Genomic DNA, 18984 nt, shown 5'->3' with positions numbered 1-18984 from the left:
GCGGGCGCCCATGCTGAGCTATGTCGCGCGGCGCTTGGCGCTGATGGTGCCGACCCTGTTCGGCATCCTGCTGATCTCCTTCGTCATCGTGCAGTTCGCGCCCGGCGGCCCGGTCGAGCGCGTGATCTCGCAGCTGCAGAACCCCAACAGCGGCGCGGCCGACCGCATCGGCGGCGGCGCGGGCGGCGACGCCGGCGCGCAGGCCACCGATTCCGGCTCTGCCTATCGCGGCGCGCAGGGGCTGGACCCGGCCTTCATCAAGGAGCTGGAGAAGCAGTTCGGCTTCGACAAGCCGGCGCATGAGCGCTTCTTCAAGATGCTGAAGGACTATGCCAGCTTCGATTTCGGCCGCAGCTATTTCCGCGACGCGCCGGTGTTGCAGCTGATCAAGGAGAAGCTGCCGGTCTCGATCACGCTCGGGCTGTGGATGACACTGCTCTCCTACGCCATCTCGATCCCGCTCGGCATCCGCAAGGCGGTGAAGGACGGCTCGCGCTTCGACACCTGGACCAGCGCCGTGGTGATCATCGGCTATGCGATCCCGAGCTTCCTGTTCGCGATCCTGCTGATCGTGCTCTTCGCCGGCGGCTCGTTCTGGCAGATCTTCCCGCTGCGCGGGCTGACCTCCGACAACTGGTCCCAGCTCGGCCCGATCGGCAAGGTGCTCGACTATCTCTGGCACATCGCCCTGCCGGTGACGGCGATGGCGCTCGGCGCCTTCGCCACCTCGACGCTGCTGACCAAGAACTCCTTCCTCGACGAAATCCGCAAGCAGTACGTGCTGACGGCGCGGATGAAGGGGCTCTCGGAGCGCCGGGTGCTCTACGGCCACGTCTTCCGCAACGCCATGCTGATCGTCATCGCCGGCTTCCCCGGCGCCTTCGTCAGCGCGCTCTTCGCCGGCTCGCTGCTGATCGAGACGATCTTCTCGCTCGACGGGCTCGGCCTGCTCTCCTTCGAGGCGATCGTGAACCGCGACTATCCGGTGGTCTTCGCCAATCTCTACATCTTCTCGCTGATCGGGCTGCTGGTGCACCTCCTGACCGACCTGACCTATGCCTGGGTCGATCCCCGCATCGATTTCGAATCGCGGGAGGCCTGAGATGAGCGACACACTGCTCGGCGCCCCGCCGCCCTCCGGCCCGGCCGCGAGCGCCCTGCCACCGGTCCAGGACCAGCGCGGCTGGCTCAAGCTCTCGCCGATCAACCGGCGCCGGCTGGAGAGCTTCAAGGCGAACCGGCGGGGCTGGTGGTCGCTCTGGATCTTCTTTGCCCTGTTCGTGCTGTCGCTCTTCGCCGAGGTGATCGCCAACGACCGGCCGCTGCTGGTCTCCTACAAGGGCGAGATCCTGGTGCCGGTCGCGGTCGACTATCCGGAGGAGAAGTTCGGCGGCTTCCTGGCGACGACGGACTATCGCGATCCCTTCATCGCCAAGGAGATCGCGGCCAACGGCTGGGCGATCTGGCCGCCGATCCGCTTCTCCTACCGCACGCACAATCTCGACCTGGCCGTGCCGGCGCCGGCCCCGCCGAGCTGGATGCTCGCCGACGCGCAGTGCCGCGAGCTGGCGCAGCGCACGGGCGGCAGCGGCTGCCGCGACCTCGAATGGAACTGGCTCGGCACCGACGACCAGGGCCGCGACGTGGTGGCGCGGCTGATCTACGGCTTCCGCATCTCGGTGCTGTTCGGGCTGATCCTGGCCTCGATCTCCTCGGTGGTCGGCATCGCGGCGGGCGCGATCCAGGGCTATTTCGGCGGCTGGACCGATCTGATCTTCCAGCGCTTCATCGAGATCTGGACGGCGATCCCGGCGCTCTACCTGCTGATCATCGTCGCCTCGGTGATCACGCCGGGCTTCTTCGTGCTGCTCGGCATCCTCTTGCTGTTCTCCTGGGTGGCGCTGGTCGGGGTGGTGCGCGCCGAATTCCTGCGGGCGCGCAATTTCGAATATGTCCGCGCCGCCCGGGCGCTCGGCCTGACCGACCGCGCCATCATGGTGCGCCATCTCCTGCCCAACGCCATGGTCGCGACGCTGACCTTCCTGCCCTTCATCCTGAACGGCTCGATCACCACGCTGACCTCGCTCGACTTCCTCGGCTTCGGCCTGCCGCCCGGCTCGCCCTCGCTCGGCGAGTTGCTGGCGCAGGGCAAGGCCAACCTGCAGGCACCCTGGCTCGGCCTCTCGGGCTTCGTCGTGATCGCGCTGATGCTGTCGCTGCTGATCTTCATCGGCGAGGCGGTCCGCGACGCCTTCGACCCGCGCAAGACCTTCGCGTGACGGCTGTGGTATGATCGCCATGAGGAGACAGGCGATGAACAAGGTCGTGCGCGAGCACTATCCGGTCGAGAAGCTGCCTGCGGACCTGCGGGCGGAGATGGAAGGCGTCAGCACCGTGACGGTCACGATCGACGCCGAGCCCGAACCGCAGGCCGGTGAGGACCGACGGGGCAAGGCGTCGTGGCCCGAATTGCTGGAACGCCTGCGCACATTGAGGGCTTCCGGCGAGATCGAACCCGTCACCTCCGAGGAAGCGGTCGCACGGATTCGCGCGCTGCGGGACGAGTGGGATTAGTGAGTCTCGGCAGCCCAAACCGGATTTATCTGGATGCCAACGCCTTCATCAGCTCTGTCGAGGGCGAGTCGGACGCGTTGGCGTTTCTGGTCGGACAGGCTTCGGCAGGGCTCGTAGAGCTCTACACGAGCGAATTGACGCTTGCCGAAGTGCTGGTGTCCCCGTTGAAGAAGGCCCAGCTCGAGCTCGTCGAACTATACGAACTGATGCTTGTCTCCGACGACACCTTATCCGTCGTCCCCGTCGATCGGGACATTCTGCGGCGCAGCGCCGATATCAGGACGGCACTGGGCAACAAGGGCGCCGATGCGATCCATGTCGCCAGCGCCGTGTCCAACGCTTGCGCCGCCTTTGTCTCGTCTGACAAACGGCTTCGGCTGCCCGATGGCATGACGCGGATCGACGTCGATCGCGTCACAGGACTGGACGATCCGGAATGACCGCGCCCCTCCTCTCCGTCCAGGATCTCTCCGTCGCCTTCCGCCAGGGCGGGCGAGAGACGCTCGCCGTCGATCGGGTCTCCTTCGAGATCGCCCGCGGCGAGACGCTGGCGCTCGTCGGCGAATCCGGCTCGGGCAAGTCGGTCTCGGCCCTGTCGATCCTCAAGCTGCTCAACTATCCGGCGGCGCGCCACCCTTCCGGCAGCGTGATGTTCGACGGGCAGGACCTGCTCGCGGCCGACGAGGACGCGATGCGCAAGGTGCGCGGCAACGACATCACCATGGTGTTCCAGGAGCCGATGACCTCGCTCAACCCGCTGCACAGCATCGCGCGGCAGATCGGCGAGATCCTCGAGCTGCACAAGGGCCTGCGCGGCGAGGCCGCCCGCGCCCGCACGCTGGAGCTGCTCGATCTCGTCGGCATCCGCGACGCGGCGAGCCGGCTCGACGCCTATCCGCACCAGCTCTCCGGCGGCCAGCGCCAGCGCGTTATGATCGCCATGGCGCTCGCCAACGAGCCGGACCTGCTGATCGCCGACGAGCCGACGACCGCGCTCGACGTCACCGTGCAGGCGCAGATTCTCGCCCTGCTCAAGGAATTGCAGGCGCGGCTCGGCATGGCGATCCTGTTCATCACCCACGATCTCGGCATCGTCCGGCGCATCGCCGACCGGGTCTGCGTGATGCTGAAGGGCCGGATCGTCGAGCAGGGGCCGGTCGGCGAGATCTTCGCCGCCCCGCAGCACGACTACACCAGGCGCCTGCTGGCGGCCGAGCCGAAAGGGCGGCCGGAGCCGGTGCGGGCGGATGCCACCCAGCTGCTCGAGGCCGGGCCGATCAAGGTCTGGTTCCCGATCAAGAGCGGCTTGCTGCGCCGCGTCTCCAGCCATGTGAAGGCGGTCGACGGCATCTCGGTCTCTGTGCGCGAGGGCGAGACGCTCGGCGTGGTCGGCGAATCCGGCTCGGGCAAGACCACGCTCGGCCTCGCCATCCTGCGCCTGATCTCGTCGGAAGGGCCGATCGTCTTCCTCGGCGACCGCATCGACGGGCTGAAGAGCGCCGAGATCCGGCCGCGGCGCAAGGATCTCCAGGTCGTCTTCCAGGATCCTTACGGCTCGCTCTCGCCGCGCATGTCGGTCGCCGACATCGTCGCCGAAGGGCTGCTCGTGCAGCAGCCCGGCCTGAGCTATGAGCGCCAGCGCGCCATCGTGGCGCAGGCGCTGAGCGATGTCGGGCTCGATCCGGTGGCGATGGACCGCTATCCGCACGAATTCTCCGGCGGCCAGCGCCAGCGCATCGCCATCGCGCGCGCCATGGCGCTCGATCCAAAATTCGTGGTGCTCGACGAGCCGACCTCGGCGCTCGACATGTCGGTGCAGGCGCAGATCGTCGACCTGCTGCGCGACCTCCAGACGCGCCGGCGCCTCGGCTACCTCTTCATCAGCCACGACCTCAAGGTGGTGCGCGCGCTTTCGCATCGCGTGGTGGTGATGCAGAACGGCAAGGTGGTGGAGGAAGGCCCGGCCGAGGAGATCTTCAGCCGCCCGCGCGAGGCCTATACCAGGGCGCTGCTCGCGGCCGCGCTCAATCTCGACCCGGTGGCGGATCACTGAGATGGCCCGCGCCATCCTGATCGTGCTCGACTCCGTCGGCTGCGGTGGCGCGGAGGACGCGGCCGCCTATGGCGATGCCGGCGCCGATACGCTCGGCCATATCGCCGAGGCCTGCGCGCAGGGGCGCGGCGACCGCGCCGGCTTGCGCCAGGGCCCGCTCGCCCTACCCAACCTGATGCGGCTCGGCCTCGGCCAGGCCTGCGAGGCCTCGACCGGCCGCCCGCTCGCCGGGATTGCACCGGTGGCGCGCCCCGAAGGGCGCCATGGCTACGGCGTCGAGACCAGCCAGGGCAAGGACACCCCCTCCGGCCATTGGGAGATCGCCGGCTGCCCCGTGCCCTTCGCCTGGGGCTATTTCCCGGCCCAGCCGGAGGCGTTCCCGCCCGATCTCGTCGCCGCCATCATCCGCGCCGGTTCCCTGCCCGGCATCCTCGGCAACTGCCACGCGTCGGGCATCACCATCGTCGAGGAACTCGGCGCCGAGCATGTCCGCACCGGAAAGCCGATCTGCTACACCTCGGTCGATTCCGTGCTGCAGATCGCGGCGCATGAGGAGCATTTCGGGCTGGAGCGGCTCTATGCGCTGTGCCGGGCGGTGCGCGTTCTGGTCGATCCGCTGCGGATCGGCCGGGTGATCGCGCGGCCGTTCTCGGGCTCGGCAGAAACCGGCTTTACGCGCACCGGCAACCGCAAGGACTACGCCATCCCGCCGCCGAACGAGACCCTGCTCGACCGGCTGGCGGCGCATGGGCGCCCGGTCGCGAGCGTCGGCAAGATCGGCGACATTTTCGCCCATCGCAACACCGGCGAGGAGGTCAAGCCCTTCGGCAACGCCGCGATGTTCGCAGCCGGGCTGGAGGCGTTCGCGCGCCTGCCGGATGGCGGCTTCTGCTTCGTCAACCTCGTCGACTTCGACACCGAATACGGCCATCGCCGCGACATTCCGGGCTATGCGGCGGCGCTGGAGGCCTTCGACCGCGCCCTGCCGGACCTGGAGACGCTGCTGCGCCCGGGCGACCTGGCGGTGATCACCGCCGACCATGGCAACGATCCGAGCTGGCCCGGCACAGACCATACCCGCGAGCACGTGCCGATCCTGGCCTTCGGCCCGGGCGTCGCGCCCGAACCGCTCGGCCGGCGCGAGAGCTTCGCCGACATCGCCGCCGCGCTGGGGCAATGGCTCAGCGTCGGGACGGTCGGCCCCGGCCGCAGTTGGTAATTCCGTTCAGGCGGCCGCGACGCGCTCGCAGAAGGCCGCCACCTCGCGCCTGACGCGCTGGGCCTGCTCGGCCAGGACGCCGGAGGAGGAGCGCAGCCCGCCCGCCGCCTCATGGGCGCGCTCGGTCACCGCCTCGAAGGCGGTCAGCATCCGCGCGCTGCGCCCGGCGCCGTCGGAGACGACCTGCGCCTCATGGGCGATCTCGGCCGTCGCGCGGTCCTGCTCACCGACGGCATGGGCGATGGCGACCGAGACGCTCTCCACCGTGCCGATGGCGTCGACGATCTCGCGGATCGAGCGCAGCGAGCGCTGCGAGGCGGTCTGGATCGCCTCGACAGAGCGGGCGACGTCGGCGGTGGCGCCAGCGGTCTGGGCCGAGAGCGTCTTGACCTCGCTGGCGACGACGGCGAAGCCCTTGCCCATCGGCCCGGCGCGCGCCGCCTCGATGGTGGCGTTGAGGGCGAGCAGGCTGGTCTGCACCGCGATGCCGCGGATGATCTCGACCACGGCGCCGACGCTCTCGCTGTCGCGGGCCAAGGCCTCGATCTCGGCGCTGGCGGCCCGCGCGAGCTGCGCCGCGGCCTGGGCGTTCTGCGCCGAATGGGTGACGTTGCGGCCGATCTCGGTGATCGAGCTCGCCAGCTCCTGGCTCGCCGTCGCGGTCTGCTCGATGCTGCGCATCGTATCCGCCGAGCTGCGCGACACGGTGGAGACCTGCTGGTGCGCCTTCTGCGAGGCGCCGGAGAGATCCTGCGCGCTGTGCTGCATCTGCTCGGCGGAGTCGTCGAGCACCGCCATCGCGTCCTCCATGCTCCGGCGGAACTCGGCGACCATGGCGCGCAATTCATCGGCCTTGGCGGCGGCGATCTCGGCCTGCTCGCGCTCGCGCTCGGAGGCCTGGCGCTCGCGCTCGGCCACCGCCTCGACCCGGCGCAGGCTCTCGTCGTTCTGGGCGAAGATGCGCGCCATCACGGCGGAGCTGGCGGTGAGGAAGCCGGTCTCTATCAGCACGATCACCGCGTGGAGCGCGACCCGGCCCATGCTGCCGCCCTGGTAGAACACCGCGCCCGGCAGCACGACCTGCAGCAGCAGGTGATGCAGCGCGGTCAGCGCCGCGCCGAGCACGATCGGGCGCCAGTCGCAGAAGCCGGCGAGCAGGGCCAGCATCGCGAAATAGTACATGTGCATGTCCGGCTGCCAGGGATGGCCGGAGAAGACCGCGACCAGGATCGAGACCTGGCCAATCAGCGCGATGGCGAGCATGCAGCGCGTCAGGAACGCCGCGCCCCGCACGAGATAGGCGAGAGAGGCTGCAGCGGCGAGCGCACCGGCGCCGAGCGCCGGCAGCGCCGGATCGGCGCCGAGCAGCCAGGCGGCCCCGCCCGACACCGGCACATGGAGCCAGGCGAGCAGCAGCAGCAGGCGCGCCATCATCCGGCGCAGGCCGGGCAGGGTCAGGACCATGAAACGGCCTCCGTCGCAGCGGGCACGAAATAGCAGCCGAGCCCGTCCAGGCGCAGCATCAGCAGCGCACCGGCGGGGCGGGTGGCCGGCCTGCCGGCCAGCACGATGACGAAGGGGCTGCGTCCCTGGCGGACGAGGCCGGCGCCGGTGGCGACGGAGCGCAGGAGCGCGTCACGTCCCGAGACCCAGGGCGCGAACACCACGACATAGGGGGCGTCGCCGGCAGCCTCGACCCGCGGCAGGGCGGAGAGGCTCACGACGACGGACCCGATCGCGACCGCCAGGAGAATGGCGCCGTCGCGGACAGCACGGATAGGCAGGGAAGGCATCGTCTCGTTCAGCAGCCGGGCGCCGAAACGCGGCGCGCCCCTGTCTCGGCCCGGCGGCTTAAGAATCGGCTAATGGCGGGGCGTCCGTCCTCAGCCGCGCAAGCGCTCGGTGATGCGCGCCGCCAGCCCGTCGCGGACCTCGCGATAGGCGTCGAGCATGCGCTCGCGCGAGCCCTGCACCGCGGTGGGATCGACGGTGGGCCAGTATTCGACCGCCGCGGCCGTGGTCCGCGTCAGGTCGAGCGCGCGGTGATGGGCCTCGGGCGAGAGCGTGACGATCAGGTCGAAGTTGAGCCCTTCCCACTCCTCCAGCTCCTCGACCGATTTCGGCTTGTGGCGGCTGGCATCAATGCCGATCTCTTCCAGCGCCGCCACGGCGAAGGGATCGAGCTCGCCCTTCCGCACGCCGGCCGACTGGACATAGATCGAGCGGCCGAAGAAATGCTTGGCGATCGCCTCCGCCATGGGCGAGCGCACGGCATTGTGGGCACAGACGAACAGGACGCTCTGGAGCTTGCGCGGCACGGCCGTCTCCAAGCGCTAGCCTTTCCAGTGCAGGGCGTAGATCAGGGTGAAGAAGCGGCGCGCCGTCTCGCGGTCGAGATCGACCTTGCCGGCCAGCCGCTCGCGCAGCAGCACCGCCGCCTCGTCGTGCAGGCCGCGGCGGCCCATGTCGATCGCCTCGATCTGAGAGGGCGTCGCGGTGCGGATCGCGGCGTAATAGCTGTCGCAGACCAGCTCATAGTCCTTGATGATGCGCTTGAACGGCGTCAGCGAGAGCAGATGCGTGACCAGCACCGCGCCCGCCTGGTCGCGCACCTCGAGGGAGAGGCGGCGCTCGACCAGCGCGAGATGGGCGAGATAGGGCCCGCCGTCGAAGCCCGGCAGGGCGAAATGGTTGCGCTCGATCAAATCGTAGATCGCGACCGCGCGCTCGTGCTCCTGGTCGGCGCTGCCGCGGCCGAGGGAATTCTCGTCGAGCGTGACCCCGATCAGATGGTTGCGATCCGGCATGGCGTCTCCGGGCATGGCATCTCCGGGCATGGCGGGCCGGACCGGCACGGCCGGCCTCGCGTCAGCGGTTGAGCCTGATCGTCACGGAACGCGCATGCGCCTGCAAGCCCTCGGCCTCGGCGAGCGCGACGGCGGCACCGGCCAGCGCCCCCAGGCTGTCGGGATCGCATTTCAGGAGCGAGGTGCGCTTCATGAAGTCCGGCACGCCGAGCCCCGAGGAGAAGCGCGCCGAGCGCGCCGTCGGCAGCACATGGTTGGAGCCGCCGACATAGTCGCCGATCGCCTCGGGCGTGTGGCCACCGAGGAAGATCGCGCCGGCATTGCGCACCCGCGCCGCCAGCCGCTCCGGCGCGGCGGTGATGATCTCGAGATGCTCGGCCGCCAGACGGTCGACCAGCGGCAGCGCCTCGTCGAGCGTGCGCACCAGGACGATCGCGCCGAAATCGCGCCAGCTGGCACCGGCGATGGCGGCGCGCGGCAGGGTGGCGAGCTGACTCTCGACGGCGCGCGCCACCGCATCGGCCAGCGCCGGGGAATCGGTGATCAGGATCGACTGCGAGGCGGTGTCGTGCTCGGCCTGGGCCAGCAGGTCGGCGGCGATCCAGTCCGGATTGGCGTCGCCATCGGCCAGCACCAGCACCTCGGAGGGGCCGGCGATCATGTCGATGCCCACCTTGCCGAAGACGCGGCGCTTGGCGGCGGCGACATAGGCGTTGCCGGGGCCGACCACCTTGGCGACGGGGGCGATGCTGGCGGTGCCGTAGGCCAGGGCGGCGATCGCCTGGGCCCCGCCGATCCGGTAGATCTCGTCGACGCCGGCGAGGCGCGCTGCGGCCAGCACCAGAGGATTGCCCTCGCCGCGCGGGGTCGGGGCGACCATCACCACGCGATCGACGCCGGCGACCTTGGCCGGCACCGCGTTCATCAGAACCGAGGAGGGATAGCTCGCCGTGCCGCCCGGCACGTAGAGGCCGACCGCCTCGATGGCGCTCCAGCGCCAGCCGCTCTCGACCCCGAGCACGTCGCGCGTCCAGGAATCGGCCGGCAGCTGGCGGCGGTGATAGGCCTCGATGCGCGCCCGCGCCGTCTCCAGCGCCGCCAGCTCGGCCGGGGCGCAGGCGGCCACCGCCGCGTCGATCTCCTCGGCGGTGACGCGCAGCGTCTGCGGGGTCAGCGCCAGCGCATCGAAGCGCTGCGTGTAGTCGATCAACGCCGCGTCGCCGCGCTCGCGCACATCGGCGATGATCGCGGCGGCCGTCTGGTCGACGTCCTCCGAGACCTCGCGCTTCATCGCCAGCAGGGCGGAGAAGGCCTGCTCGAAGCCGGCCTCGCTGATGTCGAGCCTGATCGGCATGGGGTGATCCTGACGCGAAGTGAGGAGATGAGGAGGCTCAGCCGGCTTCGGGATGCGAGGGCGTCGCCACCGCTTCCCAGACCGGCCCGAGATCCTTCATCTGGGCCTCGATGCACTCGACGGCGAGCCGGATGGCGGCGCCCTCGGAGAAATGCAGGGTGATCTCGCCGGCCGGCTCGGTGCCGACCGCGAAGGTCACGGCGAGCAGGTTCAGGATCGCGTCCGCGCCGACGCCCGCGCCGCCCTGGGCGATGCCGGTGCTGCGCGCCGCCGTCACCCGGTCGAAATGCAGGGCGGAGAGCCGGCGCCGCCGGCTGCCATGGGCCGCGCCCTCCCAGTCGAAGCGGCGCAGCACCAGGGCGAAGCGGCCCTCGGCCGGCAGCCAGGCGATGTCGCCGCGCCGCAGCACGGCGTCCTGCAGATGGGCCGAGACCACCGCGAGGTCCTCGGCGTCCATCGCGATCAGCTTGAGCGGCTCTGTGGCGGAATCCGACATGGCAAGCCCTATCTGGCCAGCGCCCTCGCCGGCGTCAACCGCTGATGCGCTCGATCTGGGCGCCGCAGCGGCCGAGCTTGGCCTCCAGCGCCTCGAAGCCGCGGTCGAGATGGTAGACGCGGTTGATCGTGGTGTCGCCCTCGGCGACCAGCCCGCCGATCACCAGCGAGACCGAGGCGCGCAGATCGGTCGCCATCACCGGCGCGCCGGTCAGCTTCTCGACGCCCTCGACATAGGCTGCATCGCCGTCCAGCCGGATCTTGGCGCCGAGCCGCGCCAGCTCCTGCACATGCATGAAGCGGTTCTCGAAGATGGTCTCGCGGATGCGCGAAGTGCCGCCGGCGCGTGTCATCAGCGCCATGAGCTGCGCCTGCAGGTCGGTCGGGAAGCCGGGGAAGGGATCGGTGGTGACGTCGACCGGGCGCAGCGGCTGGTCGCCGCGACGCACGCGGATGCCGTCCGGCGTCTCGGAGATCTCGGCGCCGGCCTGGACCAGCACGTCGAGCGCCGCCTGCAGCAGGTCGGCGCGGGCGCCTTCCAGCAGCACGTCGCCGCCGGTCATCGCCACGGCCATGGCGTAGGTGCCGGCCTCGATCCGGTCCGGCAGCACGGCGTGATGGGTGCCGCCGAGGCGGCTGACGCCCTGGATCTCGATGCGCGAGGTGCCGGCGCCGCTGATCTTGGCGCCCATCTTGACGAGGCAGGCCGCGAGATCGGCGACCTCGGGCTCGCGGGCGGCGTTCTCGATCACCGTGGTGCCGTCGGCCAGCACCGCCGCCATCAGCGCCATATGCGTGCCGCCGACCGTCACCTTCGGGAAGACGATCTCGCCGCCCTTCAGCCCCTTGGGGGCGCGGGCGACGGCGTAGCCGCCCTCGATCTCGATCTTGGCGCCGAGACGCTCGAGCGCCATCAGCAGCAGGTCGACCGGGCGCGTGCCGATGGCGCAGCCGCCCGGCAGCGAGACCCGCGCCTCGCCCATGCGGGCCAGGATCGGCGCCAGCACCCAGAAGCTGGCGCGCATGGTCGAGACCAGCTCGTAGGGCGCGCAGGTGTCGACGATCTGGCGCGCGGTCAGGGCGAAGGTCTGGCCGGTCTCGGCGGTCTGCCCGGCGCGCTTGCCGGCGACCGAACGGTCGACGCCGTGATTGGAGAGGATGCGCGACAGCGTGCTGACGTCGGACAGGCGCGGCACATTGGCCAGCGTCAGTGTCTCGTCGGTGAGCAGGCTGGCGATCATCAGCGGCAGCGCCGCGTTCTTGGCGCCGGAGATCGGAATGACGCCGTCGAGGCGGCGGCCGCCGGTGATGCGGATGCGGTCCATGCGTGGCACGTCCTGCTGACGCGGCCGGCGGCTGCCGGCCGGGGGATGTGAAAGGTCAGGACCGGTCGGGATCGGCCTGGGCGGGCGTGGTCTCGTCCTCGGCGACTGCTCCCGTCGACCGGCGCGCGCGGGCCTGTGCCTTGCGGCGCTTCAGGTTCTCCCGCAGGGCGGCGGCGAGGCGCGCCCTCTTCTGCTCGTCGGCGTCGGTCTGGCGGCTCAAGGATCGGCTCGTCGTGGTGCCGCCGCACGAGGGCGGCGGACGATGCGGAATGGTTAGCCGCTCGGCCGGCGGCCGACAAGCGGCGCCGCGACGCGGCGTCCCCTTGCGAAAGCCGGCAATTGTGGCGGGCGGACGGCGAAGCCCGCCGCGCTCCGTCTTTCTCCGCGTTTCCCCGCATTCAAGACGATTGAAACCCGCGCTCCGGCATCCCGACGACCGTCCCCGCGGGGCGCTTCTTCGGCGCCGCAACCGGGACGCGGCGGCCTCGCCGCGCCGAGATACAGCCGACAAAGCTTAATGATGTTAACCATTTCTGCGGCTTTTCGTTTACACTTCGTTAACTTCATCTACCGTCGCCCCATCAGTTTGTTGCGTTGCAAGGTGGAGGTCGGCGTCATGTTGCAGGTCTGTGCGTCTCCCATCGTCGATTCGGTCGCAGCCGCCGGGACGGACGATGTGGTCGGCAGGATCCGGCAGCGGGCGGGCGGCTTCCTGCCGGAGGTGCAGCTGGCCTACGAGCCGGCGCTGAAGCTGGTCTGGGTGACGATCAAGCCGGAGCTGAAGCCGGTCTTCACGCTCCAGCTGCTCGACAGCCTGGGCAAGATCCAGCAGGCGATCATGGATCTGTGGGGGGCGCCGGAGCGCTACCAGGCCAGCCCGGTGCGCTTCCTGGCCTTCCGCGGCACCGGCCCGTTCTTCACGCTGGGCGGCGATCTCGACTTCTATCTCGACTGCCTGGCCAAGAACGACCGCGCGGCGCTGGCCGAGTATTCGCGGCTGTCGATCGCCGGCGCGGTTCGCAATGCCGGCTGCCTCGGCGGCCAGGTGATCACGCTCTCGACCATCCACGCCAAGGCGATCGGCGGCGGCATCGACGCGCCGCGCTCCTGCAATGTGATGATCGCCGAGGAGCAGGCCTCGTTCGTCTACCCCGAGATCAAGTTCAACCATTTCCCGATCACGGCGGTGGCGATCCTGTCGCGCCGGATGGGCGCGCGCGCCGCCGAGCGCATGCTGATGTCGGGCGAGGAGATGAGCGCCGCCGAATTCATGGCGGCCGGCGGGCTGGAAGCGGTGGTGCCGGCCGGCACCGGCGAGGACTGGCTGCGCCGCTTCGCCGCCGAGACGCTGCCGGTGCACTCGGCCAAGACGGCGCTCTACTGCGCCTTCCACCGCCGGGCCGGCGACCTGCAGGAGGAGCTCGCGCATCTCGGCGCGATCTGGACCGACTGCATGCTGCGGCTGCCGCCCTCCTCGATCTCCAAGCTGCAGCGCATCGCGCAGACGCAGGACCGGATGCTGGCGCGGGTCTATCGCAACTGATCGGCGTCGCCGCGCGGGCGGCGAGGCCAGGGTTTGGGCGCGGTCCCGTCGCAGGCCCGGCGGAATGCCCGCGATCGCCAGAGACCGTCGCGCGGTTCGCCCGCTGGCCGATCGACAGGCCTGCAAGGTCCTGCCCGGCAGGTCTTGCGGATCTGCAAGCCCTGGACGTCAGGGCCGGCTCGCCTTCATCCGCCGCCCGGTCCGCCGGATGCCGGAACTGGACACCCGACAGCATTGAGGGAAATCCCTCATTGCGGATCGTCGATTCGCGCTTACCCTTCTGCGTCCGACCTTGCGAACGGAGGCAGCCATGGCCGACGCACCATCCCAGGACAAGCGCCCGCAACCCGATCCGGCGGAGGACAACGCCTTCTTCCCGTCCGCCTATTCGCTGAGCCAGTTCACCAGCCCGAAATCGGATCTGAGCGGCGCCGACTACCCCGCTCCCTATACCGGCCCCAAGAAGATCCTGATGATCGGGGCGGACGAGCGCTATCTGCTCACCGACAACGGCACGTTCTTCTCGACAGGCAACCACCCGGTCGAGACGCTGCTGCCGATGTACCATCTCGACAAGGCCGGCTTCGCCTTCGACGTGGCGACCGTGTCCGGCAACCCGGTCAAGTTCGAGTTCTGGGCGATGCCGTCGCAGGACGAGGCGGTGAAGGGCTTCTTCGGCAAGTACCGGGCGCAGTTCAAGGAGCCTTCGAAGCTCGCCGACCTGATTGCCAAGGGCCTCGACGACTATGCCGCGATCTTCATCCCGGGCGGCCACGGCGCCCTGATCGGCCTGCCTGAGAGCGCCGATGTGAAGGCTGTACTCGAATGGGCGGCCAAGGCCGACCGTTTCGTGATCTCGCTCTGCCACGGGCCCGCGGCCTTCCTGGCGGTCGGCGACAGCGACATCTATCGCGGCTACAGGATCTGCGCCTTCCCCGACGCGCTCGACGCAAAGACGCCGGAGATCGGCTACATGCCCGGGCACCTGACCTGGAAATTCGGCGAGAGGCTGCAGAAGCTCGGCGTCGAGATCGTCAACACGGACATTTCCGGCGCGGTGCACCAGGACCGCAAGCTGCTGACGGGCGACAGCCCGCTCGCCGGCAATGCGCTCGGCAAGCTCGCCGCCGAGGCGCTGCTGAAGGCGCTCGGCCCGCGGTGACGGCCATGCCGGGCGAAGCGGCGATCGGCCTCGTGGCGGCGCTCGAGACCGCGGAGGATATCTCCGCCGTCAAGGCAGCGCTGCGCGGCTTCGCCGGCTCGTTCGGCTATGACCGTTTCGTCCTGTTCGCGGCCTCGGCCGCGCGCGACGAGGTGATCGCGCGGATCTACTGGGTCGAGGGGAACTGGTTCGGCGACGGGACGGTCGTCGATGCCGAGACCTATATCCGGCGCTGCCCGGTCAACCGGCATATCGTCGAGGTCCAGGCTCCCTTCTTCTGGACCAAGACCACGCGGGGCAGCGAGGACCTCTACCGCGTCGTGCCGACGCCACGCGGACAGGGCGTTCACGGCTTGCAGATCCCCGTCTTCGGCCCTCTGGGTCTCGAAGGCGCGGTCAGCCTCGGCGGCGAACGCATCGACGCCTCGCCGCCGGCGCGGATCGCGCTGACCCTGGTCGGGCGGGCGGCCTTCGCGGCCATGCGGCGTCTTCTGGACGCGCAGGCGGAGGCGCCGGTGACCGACCTCAGCGGCCGGGAGCGCGAAATCCTGAGCTGGGTCGCGGCAGGCCGGCGCCAAAGCGAGATCGCGGCGGCGCTCGGCCTGTCCGGGCGCACGGTCGAGAACCATCTGCGCCGGATCCGCAGGCGCCTCGGCGTCGCCACCACGGCGCAGGCGATCCGCGTCGCGATCCGGCGCCGCGACATCGCCACTTAGCTAAGGACAGGAGACGCGGCATGGGCAGGACCCTCTGGACATCCCCGGTCGCCAGGACGATCGCAAGGACGCTTGATAGCGCCGACGCGACCTCGGACCGCGACCGGCGCCACGACGCCGCGGAGATGCTCCGCAAGCAGCAGACCGAGATCTGGAACCGGCGCGCGGGAGGCTGGCCATGAAACTGCTGCTGGTCGGGGGTACGGGGCTCGTCGGAAGCGAGGTCCTGAAACGGGCGCTCGCCGAGCCTGGGATCGAGACGCTCGTCGTTCCGTCGCGGCGCAAGCTCGCCATCAGCCATGCCAAGCTCGTGGCGCCGCTCGTCGATTTCGACGCTCTGCCGCCGGATGCCGCGTGGTGGCAGGTCGACGCGGCGATCTGCACGCTGGGAACCACGATCAGGACGGCCGGATCGCGCGAGGCCTTCCGCAAGGTCGACCACGATTACCCGCTCGCGGTCGCCCGCCTCGCGAAGGCGCATGGTGCCTCGCGGCTGGCCGTGGTGACGGCCAAGGGCGCCAACCGCCGCTCGCCGTTCTTCTATTCGCGGGTCAAGGGCGAGCTGGAAGCTGACCTGACCGCGCTCGACTTTCCCTCGCTGACGCTGGTGCGCCCCGGCCTGATCGGGGGCGAGCGCTCCGAGCGGCGCGCGGGCGAGGATGTCGCCAAGCGCGTCCTGGCGGTGCTGGGGCCTGTCCTGCCGCGATCCTGGCGCGTCAATCCGGCCTCGACGATCGCCCAGGCGCTGCTCGCGGCGGTCGTCGACGGGCATCCCGGCAGGCGGATCGTCGAATCCGCAGCTCTGGCCTGACGCCCTATCGCCGACGACCATCTGCACGGTCCGGACGCCGGAGCCGGATCGCTCCATCCGTAATCCGCCCACCCGACGCCGTGACCGAGCCCGCGCTCGATCCCGGGATGGACCGCCGGCGCGGCCCTGCCCGGACGATCCGGCCGACCGGCAGAATCGATACGAGGAGCCAAACCGAACTTTTACTTTTGCGTTCTAGACGATCTACAGTGGCGAGATGCGGGCTCCCCGCAGGCCGCCCGCGAGGACGTCGAGGGACAGCAGTCGATGGCGGCGACGCCGATCCGACCCTTCGGACTGAACTGGCTTCGCAGGAAGCCGGCGCGGACCGATGCCGATACGGTGAGCGGCGGCGAGTTCGATCTCGCCGACTACCGCCTGCTCGTCGCGTCGCTGTTCTCCTCGCCCGGCTCGATCATCCCCGGCGGCATCGCCGGCGTGCTGACGCCCTTCCTGTGCTGGCTCTCCACCGGCCTGACGATCTTCCTGACGCTGACCCTGCTGGTGGCGGCCGTGGTGCTGCTGCGCATCGTCACCGTCATCCGCTATCGCCGGCTCGACCATTCCGAGGATACGCTCGCCCAGACCCGCGCCTGGGACCGCGAATACTTCCTCGGCGCCACGGTGTTCAGCGCCATCCTCGGCTATAGCTGCTATGCTGCGCTGGTCGATACCGACGATGCGGCGGCGCATATCACCTCGGTCGCCTCGACCATCGCGCTGGCCTCGGGCTACGTGTCGCGCAATGCCGGCCGGCCGAAATTCGTCGCGGTGCAGCTGCTCACCTTCTGCATCCCGATGGCGCTGGGGCTGACGCTCGCCCACAACCCCTATTACCACTATATCGGCTACTTCGCCTTCCTGTACGTGGCCGCGAATATCGCGATCACCAATTCGCTGCATCGCAACCTGCTGGCGCTGAGCGAGGCGACCAAGCAGTCGCGCGGGCTCGCCACCGCGCTGCATTCGCAGAACCTGACGCTCGACACCGCGCTCAACACGATGATCCACGGGCTCGCCATGTTCGACCCCAGGCTGAGCCTGGCGGTGTCGAACGCGCCGCATGCGGCGCTCTACGGCCTGCCCGAGACGCTGACCCTCCCCGGCACCCCGATCACCGCGATCGCCCGCTTCCTGATCGAGCGGCAGATCGCCACCGCCGACCAGGTCCGCGCCATCAAGGCGACGCTCGACCAGGTCAAGGCGACGCGCGAGCCGGCGGTCTACGAGTTCGAGACGCGCAACCGGCGCATGCTGGTGGTGACGATCGCCCCGGCGGCCGAGGGCGGCGTGCTGATGCTGACCGAGGATGCCACCGAACGGAAGGCCACAGAGGCGCGCATCGAGCAGATGGCGCGCTTCGACGAGCTGACCGGCCTCGCCAACCGCTTCGAGTTCACCTCGCAGCTCGCCGCCGCCTTCCTGCGGCGCGAGCGCACCGGCGACGGCTTCGCGCTGCTCTACATCGATCTCGACGGCTTCAAGCAGGTCAACGACAATCTCGGCCACGACATCGGCGACCAGGTGCTGATCCAGACCGCGGCGCGGCTGAAGAGCGCGATCCGGCACAGCGACCTCCTGGCGCGCTTCGGCGGCGACGAGTTCGTGCTGATCCTGCCGGCGGCCGACGTCGCCACCGTCAAGGCGATCGCCCAGCGCATGATCGACGCGATGTGCCCGGCCTTCGAGCTCGGCACCAAGACGATCTACGTCACCGCCAGCATCGGCATCGCGCTGGCGCCGACCGACGGCAGCTCGCCGGCCGACCTGCTGCGCCATGCCGACACCGCGCTCTACAAGGCCAAGGCGGCCGGGCGGAACACCGCGACCTTCTTCGACCCGGCCATGGCCGAGGAGATGCTGGAGCGCCACGAGATCGAGGTCGACCTGCGCCAGGCGTCGGTCGATGGCGAAATCTCGCTCTACTACCAGCCGATCGTCGACCTGCGCTCGCAGGAGGTGGTGACGCGCGAGGCGCTGATGCGCTGGCACCACCCGACCCGCGGCATGGTGCCGCCCGGCGTCTTCATCCCGATCGCCGAGCAGTCGGGGCTGATCGCGGCGATGGGCGACTGGGCGATCGGCCAGGCCTGCCGCGACGCCGCGAGCTGGAGCGACGGCGCCGGCGTCGCGGTCAACGTCTCGCCGCTGCAGTTCCGCGAGCCGCAGCGCATCGTGCAGACGGTCAAGGATTCGCTGCTCAAGGCCGGGCTCCCGGCTCAGCGCCTGACCCTCGAAGTCACCGAATCGCTGCTGATCGAGGACAACAAGACCACGCTCGAGGTGATCAACGAGCTGCGCTCGATCGGCGTGCGCTTCGCGCTCGACGATTTCGGCACCGGCTATTCCTCGCTGGCCTATCTCTCGACCTATCCGTTCTCGCAGGTGAAGATCGACCGGCGCTTCACACGCAATGTCAGCGGCGACGAGGCCTCCAAGGCGGTGATCGAGGCGGTCTGCCAGCTGGCGCGCCGGCTCTCGATGAGCGTGGTGGTCGAGGGCATCGAGACCGAGAGCCAGAAGCTCGCCGTGCAGCTGCTCGGCGCCCAGCGCGCCCAGGGCTATCTGTTCGGCCGGCCGGAGCCGATGCACGCCATCGCGGCGCGCAAGGCCTCGCGCAAGATCGCCTGAGCGCGGCGGACCGGGCGCGACCTTCCGGTTTTTCGCGGCCTGCGGCGGCCTGGAGCCTTGATTCCGCCGAGCTCTCTGCGCATCTGCTGACCACCGACAGCCTGGAGTAGCGGCTTGACCGAGATCGCCGGCGCGACGACGCTGACGCCCGACCTCTGCATCCTCGGCGCCGGCCCCGGCGGCATCGCCGCCGCGACGATGGCGGCCGCCTTCGGCGTGCCGGTGGTGCTGGCCGAGGCGCTGCCCCCGGGCGCGGCGCCGCCGCAGGAGGGGACGCGCCGGCTTGCCGCCGGC

General features: G+C 70.0%; 20 protein-coding genes and 1 pseudogene. 13 read left to right on the top strand and 8 right to left on the bottom strand.

From position 1 onward, the window contains the following. Window positions 1–10: 10 nt before the first annotated feature. The 6 genes from ABE438_RS11975 to ABE438_RS11950 are packed head-to-tail and all read left to right on the top strand — an operon-like array spanning window position 11 to window position 5846. On the top strand, window positions 11–1102 hold the full coding sequence (locus ABE438_RS11975) for a microcin C ABC transporter permease YejB (RefSeq protein ID WP_346502857.1): 1092 nt from the start codon (window positions 11–13) through the stop codon (window positions 1100–1102). Then, window positions 1080–2279 carry an ABC transporter permease gene (locus ABE438_RS11970; RefSeq protein ID WP_465248608.1) on the top strand — a complete coding sequence of 400 codons (1200 nt, stop codon included), beginning with the start codon at window positions 1080–1082 and terminating at the stop codon, window positions 2277–2279. Before ABE438_RS11975 ends, ABE438_RS11970 begins: the two co-directional genes overlap by 23 nt. Window positions 2280–2313: 34 nt before the next feature. Then, a complete protein-coding gene (locus tag ABE438_RS11965) occupies window positions 2314–2574 on the top strand; it encodes a hypothetical protein (protein ID WP_346502855.1) in 261 nt (86 codons plus the stop codon). Next, complete coding sequence (locus ABE438_RS11960) at window positions 2574–3014, top strand: type II toxin-antitoxin system VapC family toxin (RefSeq protein ID WP_346502854.1); 441 nt, start codon at window positions 2574–2576, stop codon at window positions 3012–3014. Before ABE438_RS11965 ends, ABE438_RS11960 begins: the two co-directional genes overlap by 1 nt. Next, a complete protein-coding gene (locus ABE438_RS11955; protein ID WP_346502853.1) occupies window positions 3011–4627 on the top strand; it encodes an ABC transporter ATP-binding protein in 1617 nt (538 codons plus the stop codon). Before ABE438_RS11960 ends, ABE438_RS11955 begins: the two co-directional genes overlap by 4 nt. A 1-nt stretch (window position 4628) precedes the next feature. Then, entirely contained in the window at window positions 4629–5846 is a 1218-nt protein-coding gene (locus tag ABE438_RS11950) for a phosphopentomutase (RefSeq protein WP_346502852.1), read from the top strand. 6 nt (window positions 5847–5852) lie between these two features. On the opposite strand, the gene ABE438_RS11945 is transcribed toward ABE438_RS11950, so the two are convergent. The 8 genes from ABE438_RS11945 to ABE438_RS11910 form a co-directional block, all read right to left on the bottom strand. Continuing rightward, on the bottom strand, window positions 5853–7310 hold the full coding sequence (locus tag ABE438_RS11945) for a methyl-accepting chemotaxis protein (protein WP_346502851.1): 1458 nt from the start codon (window positions 7308–7310) through the stop codon (window positions 5853–5855). After that, entirely contained in the window at window positions 7301–7639 is a 339-nt protein-coding gene (locus ABE438_RS11940) for a hypothetical protein (protein ID WP_346502849.1), read from the bottom strand. Before ABE438_RS11940 ends, ABE438_RS11945 begins: the two co-directional genes overlap by 10 nt. 90 nt (window positions 7640–7729) lie before the next feature. After that, window positions 7730–8164: an arsenate reductase ArsC gene (locus ABE438_RS11935; protein ID WP_346502848.1), complete on the bottom strand. Its 435-nt coding sequence runs from the start codon at window positions 8162–8164 to the stop codon at window positions 7730–7732. Window positions 8165–8179: 15 nt separating this feature from the next. After that, window positions 8180–8653: a UPF0262 family protein gene (locus ABE438_RS11930; protein WP_346502847.1), complete on the bottom strand. Its 474-nt coding sequence runs from the start codon at window positions 8651–8653 to the stop codon at window positions 8180–8182. A 61-nt stretch (window positions 8654–8714) separates the two neighbouring features. Beyond that, the gene (gene hisD, locus ABE438_RS11925; protein ID WP_346502846.1) at window positions 8715–10007 is read right to left on the bottom strand and encodes a histidinol dehydrogenase; all 1293 of its coding nucleotides are present in this window, start codon (window positions 10005–10007) and stop codon (window positions 8715–8717) included. A 37-nt stretch (window positions 10008–10044) separates the two neighbouring features. After that, the gene (locus ABE438_RS11920; RefSeq protein WP_346502845.1) at window positions 10045–10503 is read right to left on the bottom strand and encodes a DUF2948 family protein; all 459 of its coding nucleotides are present in this window, start codon (window positions 10501–10503) and stop codon (window positions 10045–10047) included. A gap of 34 nt (window positions 10504–10537) precedes the next feature. Further along, entirely contained in the window at window positions 10538–11827 is a 1290-nt protein-coding gene (murA, locus tag ABE438_RS11915) for a UDP-N-acetylglucosamine 1-carboxyvinyltransferase (RefSeq protein ID WP_346502844.1), read from the bottom strand. A 55-nt stretch (window positions 11828–11882) separates the two neighbouring features. Beyond that, entirely contained in the window at window positions 11883–12047 is a 165-nt protein-coding gene (locus ABE438_RS11910) for a hypothetical protein (protein WP_346502842.1), read from the bottom strand. 396 nt (window positions 12048–12443) lie between these two features. Here ABE438_RS11910 and ABE438_RS11905 point away from each other — a divergent pair, with 396 nt between their 5' ends. From ABE438_RS11905 to ABE438_RS11875, 7 genes and pseudogenes are all read left to right on the top strand, one after another. Next, window positions 12444–13370: an enoyl-CoA hydratase-related protein gene (locus ABE438_RS11905; RefSeq protein ID WP_346502841.1), complete on the top strand. Its 927-nt coding sequence runs from the start codon at window positions 12444–12446 to the stop codon at window positions 13368–13370. Between the two features lie 310 nt (window positions 13371–13680). Then, the gene (hchA, locus tag ABE438_RS11900; RefSeq protein ID WP_346502840.1) at window positions 13681–14532 is read left to right on the top strand and encodes a glyoxalase III HchA; all 852 of its coding nucleotides are present in this window, start codon (window positions 13681–13683) and stop codon (window positions 14530–14532) included. Window positions 14533–14537: 5 nt separating this feature from the next. Then, the gene (locus ABE438_RS11895) at window positions 14538–15248 is read left to right on the top strand and encodes a PA1136 family autoinducer-binding transcriptional regulator (RefSeq protein ID WP_346503004.1); all 711 of its coding nucleotides are present in this window, start codon (window positions 14538–14540) and stop codon (window positions 15246–15248) included. Between the two features lie 20 nt (window positions 15249–15268). Further along, the gene (locus tag ABE438_RS11890; protein ID WP_346502839.1) at window positions 15269–15430 is read left to right on the top strand and encodes a hypothetical protein; all 162 of its coding nucleotides are present in this window, start codon (window positions 15269–15271) and stop codon (window positions 15428–15430) included. Then, window positions 15427–16059, top strand: a complete 633-nt coding sequence (locus ABE438_RS11885; RefSeq protein ID WP_346502838.1) for an NAD(P)H-binding protein — start codon at window positions 15427–15429, stop codon at window positions 16057–16059. Before ABE438_RS11890 ends, ABE438_RS11885 begins: the two co-directional genes overlap by 4 nt. Before the next feature lie 267 nt (window positions 16060–16326). Continuing rightward, the gene (locus ABE438_RS11880) at window positions 16327–18690 is read left to right on the top strand and encodes a putative bifunctional diguanylate cyclase/phosphodiesterase (protein ID WP_346502837.1); all 2364 of its coding nucleotides are present in this window, start codon (window positions 16327–16329) and stop codon (window positions 18688–18690) included. A gap of 114 nt (window positions 18691–18804) precedes the next feature. Next, window positions 18805–18984 (top strand): annotated as a pseudogene (locus tag ABE438_RS11875) (FAD/NAD(P)-binding oxidoreductase); the annotation flags it as partial.

This window comes from Allobosea sp. TWI1241, from assembly GCF_039673065.1.
Classification (GTDB): domain Bacteria; phylum Pseudomonadota; class Alphaproteobacteria; order Rhizobiales; family Beijerinckiaceae; genus Allobosea.
Note: the sequence above shows the minus strand (reverse complement) of the source record. Positions and strands in the feature narration are given on the sequence as shown.